Here is a 2,950-nt window from a genome sequence, read left to right as displayed (position 1 = left end):
GGAATGACTTCTACATTTCCTCGAAAGTTAACATTACTATCTTTCCAGATTATCGGAAAAGTAGTACCTGCTGGAGAAGTAGCATAATTACGTAATTTCAGTGTTAAGTTAACGTTCTTGTTACTACTTATACTTTCTTCGTTTATGTTAGTGGCCAATACAACGCTGAAAATAGCAGTCTGGATGATAGCCACCAGAATAGTAATCTCGAAGACTCTTAAGGCCTGTTGTGATAATTGTTTTTTCATAGAATTAAACTGTTAGATTAGTGATTTTTCCAATGCGATGATTGAGAACTACTAAAGTAGTATGTGATTTTTTCATAGATGAATTGTATTTCGGTAAAGGTGATTTCTACATTTATTTATAGGAGTAACCATAATCAGCTCACAGATATCTCCCCTCATCTGGTAGCGTATAGAAGTAAAGGTCACGAACCATGTTTAGTGTGTTTAATGATAAGTTGTTGCGAGCGAACTAGATGATGAGTAGCTAAATCTGCGGTCTTTTCAGCATCCCGCTGAACAATAGCTTCAATAATCGCCAGATGTTCAGGCAGTGTTTCTTCTGGGGGGCGTACTAATCCGATCCGATCTATGTAAAATAGCATGTTGCTTTGCTGAAATATCTTGCGCAAAAAATTATTGCCACATTGACGAACAATCGTATCATGAAACTTAATATCCGCGGTGCGGTACTCTTGTGCATCGATAGGCACCTCAGAAGATACAAACGGGTCAAACAGTTTTTGTAGTTTTTCAATGGCCACCGGACGGGCCCGCTGAGTGAACCGGCGGAATGCCGTACTTTCCAGAGCGATACGGCAATCGTAGATCTCGATCACTTCTTCGTTAGTAAAACTTTTTACAATAACGCCCCGGCGAGGAATAGACTCTACTAAATGCTCGGCTTCCAGCATTTGTAAAGCACTACGTAAGGGTGTACGGCTGATGCCCAACGAGTTGGCAAGTTTATCTTGTACGATCTTTTGCCCAGGAGCCAGCTTTCGCAACAAGATCATCTGTTTGATCTTCTGATAAGCAACTTCCTCTAGCATATTAGTATTTATTTTAGCCATAATTTAGTATCGTACTTAGCTGTAAATGAATAATTTACAATAATGAATATTAACGTTATTTTGTATACCGTATACAAAATTACAAATTATATTTGTTTTTCAAAGTCAACATGTATTATTGTAGGTAAAATTAGGTTAGGTACTTTATAATCCGCAAAACTATACTACTATTCACAATAACCTTTATTAACATGAACAGTAAGTTGCGAAACTGAACAATCGTTATTGCTCTAGTTTATTTTATATGAAAAATTTCGGGGCAGTGTCAGTGTTTCGCTAAGCAATGGATGACCAAGTAGTATCACCTATCAGCATAACTTCTGTATTATCATTTGTACCTAATAAGGTTTTGGACAGGTGTTCGGAAATTTTCATCAAGGGTTGTAAGATTGTTTCGCCAAGTGCCCCCGCCTTACACTACCTATTAGTGATTACTACTTACTAAACAAAGACCTTTGCATTAAGCGTCCATCACGACAGAGCCTGGCTACCATTGCTAGTAGCCTAACTGTACAAACTGAGTGGAAAAATCTTGTATACCTAAATATAAGATCTACTGGAAATTATAGCGAAAACCCAACCGTAGGCCGAGCGATTGAGGTTGGCTGCTAAACGTAGCACTATTACTAGCCAAGTTAGTTAGCGCAAATTGGTAAGACGGAGTAAATGAGAGCGAATAGTTTCTCAGGAGTTGATAAAACACTCCACCTGAAATTATTCCACTAAAATACTGCGTATTAAACGGACTGTTACCATCGCGGCTAATGGTGGAAGAAGCATACTGATCGGAAGAAATTCGGTTGCCTAAAAATAGGTTAGTAGCTACTCCTGGACTCACTAAAACAGTAAATCTAGCGAAGTGAACATTGTACCCGATCATTAGGGGAATCGATACAAACTGAAACTGGTTATCTACTCCGCTAGGATCACCAATTGGAGTGGTATTAGAATAGCTAGCGGCATTAGCTTGAGCATTAGTAGCTACTAATGGATACCGTTTTCCCGACTGTAAGTCAACTACCGTATAACGAGTTTCGGTAGTAGTTTGAAAGTTTTGAAAGTCTAAACCGGACTCAATACTCCAGTGCTCCCCCAATTCCAATCCAAAATTTAATCCGTAACTGAATGAAAGCGAAGATTGATTCTGCAACCCTTCTTCTACTGCTGAAGATGATCCTGCACTATTATTGCTAATTCGGGCTACAAATAAGTTATCAGTCTGCATATCAAAATTGGGGGGGCTAAACGATTCCCCCATAAGCGCAAAGTCGGAGAAAGCTCCACCTGACGGCTGAGACTGGAAGTTCGGATCAAAGAAACTAGGAGCCATTGCTAACCCGGCAAAGAACTGGGCACCGCGCTTTTCTGATTCTTGAGCAAACTCGTTCCGATTCTGAGGCACAAAATATAATTCATTTACGCCATCGGCCCAAGTAGGAGCATTTAGGGCTAAACCACCAGGCGGTAGGGCGGGTGTCCGCCCTACCTGGTGATTAGAGAGAAGCACCTCTTCTCTCGGGCTTACTTCTTCATTAGGGAAAATAAGCGTCTTAGCGGTTGATTGCTCAGCAGCTACACTGCCAGCTGATACCGCTGCATTTTCTTTATCAACATCCGCTATTGCTACGTTGCTACCGGTAACAGCCTCTTGCTTCGTTCTAAACTGGGAGCTATTTCCTGATTCTGATGCAATCTGTGAAGATTGATCACCATTAGTGGCAGCCCGGTCAGTAATTGATGCCCCATTTGATGAGTTAGCTTCGGGTAATTGATTGTTTTCATCAGCAATAGCAACCTCTGACCGCTCTGTGGAAAGCGTATTTTCGTTGGGTGATTGGGCAGCTTGAGAACGACGGTTCTCCTTGGCTGGTT

At 40.9% G+C, this 2,950-nt stretch carries 3 protein-coding genes; all 3 read right to left on the bottom strand.

The window, feature by feature from the left end; genetic code table 11:
• On the bottom strand, positions 1–248 hold a 248-nt coding region (locus WBA23_RS24050; RefSeq protein ID WP_424584821.1), incomplete at its 3' end, for a hypothetical protein.
• A gap of 182 nt (positions 249–430) precedes the next feature.
• Complete coding sequence (locus tag WBA23_RS24045; RefSeq protein ID WP_424584820.1) at positions 431–1,078, bottom strand: GntR family transcriptional regulator; 648 nt, start codon at positions 1,076–1,078, stop codon at positions 431–433.
• A gap of 553 nt (positions 1,079–1,631) precedes the next feature.
• Positions 1,632–2,950 (bottom strand): outer membrane beta-barrel protein (locus WBA23_RS24040; RefSeq protein ID WP_424584819.1); only part of this gene is annotated, 1,319 nt, incomplete at its 5' end.

This window comes from Tunicatimonas sp., assembly GCF_049647865.1.
In the GTDB taxonomy this organism is placed as follows: domain Bacteria; phylum Bacteroidota; class Bacteroidia; order Cytophagales; family Cyclobacteriaceae; genus Tunicatimonas.
This window is presented reverse-complemented; position numbering and strand designations above follow the sequence as displayed.

What these genes read in the sequence shown, in the direction of transcription:
- WBA23_RS24045 (WP_424584820.1), bottom strand. Translation starts at nt 1,078, where the DNA reads ATGGCTAAAATAAATACTAATATGCTAGAGGAAGTTGCTTATCAGAAG.